The organism is Gemmatimonadota bacterium (assembly GCA_026706845.1).
Lineage (GTDB): Bacteria > Latescibacterota > UBA2968 > UBA2968 > UBA2968 > VXRD01.
This window is the reverse complement of the sequence record JAPOXY010000233.1, coordinates 1-5,160: the sequence shown is the minus strand read 5'-3', so window position 1 is coordinate 5,160 and position 5,160 is coordinate 1. Positions and strand designations below refer to the sequence as shown.

The following is a 5,160-nucleotide window of genomic DNA, read 5'->3' as shown; positions in this document are numbered from 1 at the left end:
TCTCAACCTGATAGACAACAGGCTGTTTGTGCTCTTCAGTTTGAAAAAGATGCATGTCACATTTCTGAATGCACAGCATAGACGCACTCCTCAAAATCTAAATCACTTATCCCGATCATCAGCCTGATCAAAATCGTCCCAATCGTCATCATCAGGGAAGGGTAGTAGAGGAACAGCAATAGTATAAGGCTCGCAGTGAACTTCAACATTATTTATAGTCTGATACATACGAATATCGCCTTCCGCGTCCATCGTTCCATTGATCAAAGCCAACTTGCGTCGTGTTGCCATGTTATCCTCCTTGCAATACAAAAATCTAAAATGCGGTCGCTATCTGCCCTTTATACTGCAAGATCCGTGCCAAAAATCGCTTCAAAATAAAAAAAACACTTGAAAACTCTCAAGTGCTTGAAAAACAAGGGGATAAAATTTTAAAATTATTTGTGCTACACCAGCGACATTCTGGTGCAAGTGCATCCGCCAGGAGGCACCTATAATCGCTTATTCACGAAAATTTCCCATAACTAATTGATTCATATAAAGATAAACATGGTGCATCCGCTGGGATGCACTGCATCCGACAGGATGCACCTGTTTAATACCTATCTCAACCCCAAACGATTGATCTTTTTCTGCAACCCAGCACGCGTCATTCCCAATTCTCTGGCGGTATGGGTAATATTGCCCTCGTATTTCTCGAGCGTGTCTCGAATCAATTGTTTTTCAAATTCCTGAACGCGATCTTGCAAATATCCCTGAAATTCAACAGAGACATCTGACACTGCGTGCCCAGCAGCTATTGAAAACAAATCGGGCGTAATCTCACCCTCTTCTGCTGCCAATGCAACTGCAAGCCGAATCGCATTCTCCAACTCGCGCACATTGCCAGGCCAGTTGTGGCTTGTGAGCACCTTTATCGCCCCCACTGTCAGCCCTCCAACCGACTTGTTAGCCTCTTCTTTTTCTCGAATGAGCAGATGTTCAGCCAATAATGGCACATCTTCAATATGTTCTCGCAAAGGCGGCATATCGATCTGAATCCCATGCAACCGATAATACAAATCTTCGCGGAAAGAACCGTTTTCAACTTCTTTTTTTAAGTCTCGATTGGTCGCAGCAATAATACGTACATCCACTCTGCGATCCTCTGTTTCTCCCACACGCCGAATCTCACCTTCTTGTAACACCCGCAACAAACTCCTCTGCAACTGCGGCGGGGCATCGGCAATTTCATCGAGAAGAACCGTGCCCCCATCAGCCGCTTCAAAAATCCCCTTGTGATCTTCACTCGCGCCAGTAAACGCGCCTCTTTTGTGCCCAAACAACTCACTCTGCAACAACTCTGGTGAGAGTGTGGCACAATTTTGTGACAAAAACCGCTGGTCTTTGCGCGTGCTATTGTAGTGTATGGCACGCGCAGCTAACTCTTTGCCCGTACCTGTTTCGCCCTGCACAAGCACGGGAATATCGCTTTTTGCAGCAGTTTCTATAAGCAGGTAGATCGTCTGCATCGCATCACTCTGGCCGACCATATCATCAAGCCGGTACCGCCTTTCCACTTCCTGTTGCAAATATTGTGCTTTCTCTCCCAATTGTTCGTACATTCTCGCATTGACCAGTGCCATCCCCACCAGATTTGCAAAAGCCTGTAAAAACGTCTGATCGGTTTCAGAAAATGCATTGCCCATGCCGCGATGATCCACATATAGCGCGCCAATAACACCTTCCTTAACATGAAATAGAGGAACACACAATACAGACCGAATATTGTAGTCTATCACACTTTGATATTGATTTAGCCTTTCGTCTGACTGTGCATCAAAGCTCAAAACGGGTTCATTTGTTTCAATAACCCAACGAATAATATCCCCACTCAGTGCTTCTGCATCATCTACCTCTAAGTTGTGGTAGCGCACGGCATCGACCACAAAGCCTTTTTGGGTTTCATTTTTTATTGCAACAACTACCCGCTCTGCTGGATAAACAGTCAACAAATTACCCAGAGTTCGATCCAATAACACTTTGACATCGCGCTCTGTTGTCAATTCTCGACTCACATCGTAAAGCAAGCGCAAGCGATCAACAGATAATGTATCGACTGAAATCTCAGAACTGGATATAGCATCCCTGTTGCGAGAAGATTCATCCAATTGATCTAATAACACCTGTGTTTTCTCCAGAAAATAGGACATTTCCATCTCTTTAAACGCCTGTTTTGCCGCTTCGAAATACTCTTGCGCTTTTGGCACATCATCGCGATCGAGATAAAACTCCCCAGCCATCAGCAATGCACGCGCCCAGGGATCGCCTTTGGATTCTCTTCGGCATTCAATCGCCTGTTCAAAAGCCTCTTCAGCCTCAGCAATCCGCTCTGCTTGAACGAAAGCCGCACCAATACCACAATACACCAGGGGCAATATGCCCGTGTACATACCCGATATTTGTTGCACACCTTCATCGGCTTTTTCTGCCCATTCGAGTGCTATTTCTGTATCTCCCAATCTCGCTGCAGCCGTTGCTGCAATCGCATAAGCGCGATAAATATAATCTTTGCGCGGTGTTTGCAAAAATCGCTCTGATGATGTCTCGGCATATTCCAATGCCTCGGCAAAATCACCGCGTTCCAGTACCATTTCTCCCAATCGGAGAAAATTCATTGCTTCCCAGTACAAAAGCCCCCGCTTCTGCCACTCACCGATGACTTCATAGCAACTTGTTTCCACACGATTGAAATCACCCAGATAAAAATAAACTCTTGAAAGTAAATTGAGTGCCCCTATACGATAGTATTCAAGTCCAGTCTGCTGAGATGTCTTGACAGCCGCTTCAAGTTGTTCTTTGGCTGTCTTAAATCGAAATCCTACCAATGAAACCATACCTTTTCGTACTTGTATAACCGCCTTATTTTGCACTTCTCCCAAGGCAGCATATTTCTCTATTTCCCGACGCATATACGCAATCGCCTCTTCGTGCCGCCCAGACACGTCATATAACTGAGCCAAACTACTTAATGCATGAATTTCGCCCTCAAGATTATCAAGTTCACGATAAAGTTGTAGTGCCTTCAACATATATTCTTCTGCAATTTCTCCCTCTTGAAGTACGATGTAAATATTACCCTGCCCATTCAAAATACGCGCTTTCAAATCGTTCCGATCAACGGGCAATAACGCCTTTGCCTCCTCTAAAAATTTCAGTGCTTTACTGTGCTGACCGCAGTTACGCAGTGCATCTGCATAATCGCACAAAAAGTCGATCTCATCTACTTGTGATTCAAAAGCGTCATCCGCTACGCGGTCTCGGACAGCCTCAAACCGTCTCAATGCCTGGCGATAAGCGTGTTTCTCCAATGCTTTCTTGCCTGCCAGACACATATATTTCACAGCCTTATTTTGTTCTTCTGCCGCCGCAAAATGATCTGCCAGTTCTTCTATCAATTCTTCTGCATCTTCCGTCTCTTCCAGAGCATTTCCAATTTCTCGATGCAACAACCGCCGCCGCACATCTTGCATACGATTGTAAATTGCACACCGACACAAATCCTGTGAAAATCGATATAGATCTTCAGCTTCTCCACAAGCAACAAAAAGCCCTTCTGCAATCAGATCGTCCAGTACATCCAATAGTTCTAACTCATCCCCGCGCCAAACCGCAGCCAATAATTCAAAAGAAAAATCACTTAAAAAAACACACGCGTATTCCAGCACCCGGCGCTGCACATCAGTCAGGGTATCTATGCGTCTGTACAAAACCTCTGAAAAATCATCAGACAACAGGGTTTCGGGAAATTCTCCCCACTGCCAATCGCCGGACACATTCTGCCGAACCACATCGGCATTCACCAATGTCCTCACAGCCTCCACGACAAACAGGGGTTGTCCACCCGTTTCTCTGAACAGAGTTTGCAATGCATCCGCCGGTATGGATCGCTCCCCCAACATCGACGCCGCTAAATATCCCGACGCTTCTTGGGATAGATTCTTCAACTGAATATGAGTTTCTCCATCAAATTCATTGCTATGTATAAAATTCTCAATTTCTTCTGAAAGCGGTTCCAGATTAGACCATCGGCAAGTCAGACATAACAAAAATGGACACGGTTCTGGATCGCGTAACACATACTGCAAAAATTCCAATGACAATTCATCAAGCCATTGAATATCTTCCAGGCAAAACACAATGGGCTTTTGCTTTCGCATACGCTTTAACAACTGCAACCAGCGTTCCATAACAGAAAACTTATCCATCTCTACCGGATCGGGCATCCACCCCATCAAATTCGTCATCCCCTGAAAAGCATCGATCAACGCACCGTATATTTGTCCACCCTCTTCCCGTCCCGCACTTTTCAAACACAGAAAATTATAGACCCGAGCATCGCCCAATAGTTCTTCAACCAACCTCGTTTTGCCCACGCCAGACTCACCAGAGATCAAAACCACGCGTTGCTCTCCAACCCGTACATCCTTTAACATCGCGCGCAACGTCTTCATCTCGGATTCGCGCCCGACAAATTGCGGACGCATCACTTTCAGGGGCACATCGCGTAGCTCGTCATTCGGCAGCACAAACCCCGATTTTAAAGCCTGCATCAGTTCCTCTGCCGACTGATAACGATCAACAGACTCCTTTGCCAGCAACTTCAACACAACTTGTTGCGTCTGTAAGGGAACAGCGATATTGACTTCTCCCATCGGAGGCGGTGACTCTCGAATATGCTTCAGAATAACGGAAACCGGGTTTTGTCCAGAAAATGGCGGCGCACCCATGAGCATCTCGTATAAAATCACGCCCAATGAATACAAATCTGACCGATGATCCACCCAGAGACCCTTACCCTGCTCTGGCGACATATATTCTGCCGTACCAATTGTCGCCCCCGTCTGCGTAATGGAAACGCTGTGCAAATGCCTGAATTTCGCCAACCCCAGATCCAGAATCGTGGTCTCAATCCCCTCTTCTGTTTCCAAAACCATAATATTGGATGGCTTGAGATCGCGATGCACCGCACCCTGCGCGTGGATATACGCCAACCCCTCGGCAATTTGTTGCACAAAAGTAAAAAAGTACGAAGCCCGGAATCGTCCTAACAGTGCACGATCAGTAATTATTTTTTCCAACGTCTTCCCGGGCAAATATTCCATTGTAAAATAGGGGCGC

The 5,160-nt window shown here is 45.9% G+C and carries 2 protein-coding genes; both read right to left on the bottom strand.

Annotated features, from left to right (window positions below; all coding sequences use genetic code 11):
- Nucleotides 1-102: 102 nt before the first annotated feature.
- Nucleotides 103-291 (bottom strand): hypothetical protein, encoded by a 189-nt coding sequence (locus OXG87_20785; protein ID MCY3871991.1) that lies wholly within the window; start codon nt 289-291, stop codon nt 103-105.
- Nucleotides 292-602: 311 nt separating this feature from the next.
- On the bottom strand, nt 603-5,144 hold the full coding sequence (locus OXG87_20780) for a sigma 54-interacting transcriptional regulator (protein ID MCY3871990.1): 4,542 nt from the start codon (nt 5,142-5,144) through the stop codon (nt 603-605).
- Nucleotides 5,145-5,160: the final 16 nt, after the last annotated feature.

Coding starts and splice junctions, on each gene's coding strand:
- OXG87_20785 (MCY3871991.1), bottom strand. CDS start 291: ATGGCAACACGACGCAAGTTGGCTTTGATCAATGGAACGATGGACGCG.
- OXG87_20780 (MCY3871990.1), bottom strand. CDS start 5,144: ATGGAATATTTGCCCGGGAAGACGTTGGAAAAAATAATTACTGATCGT.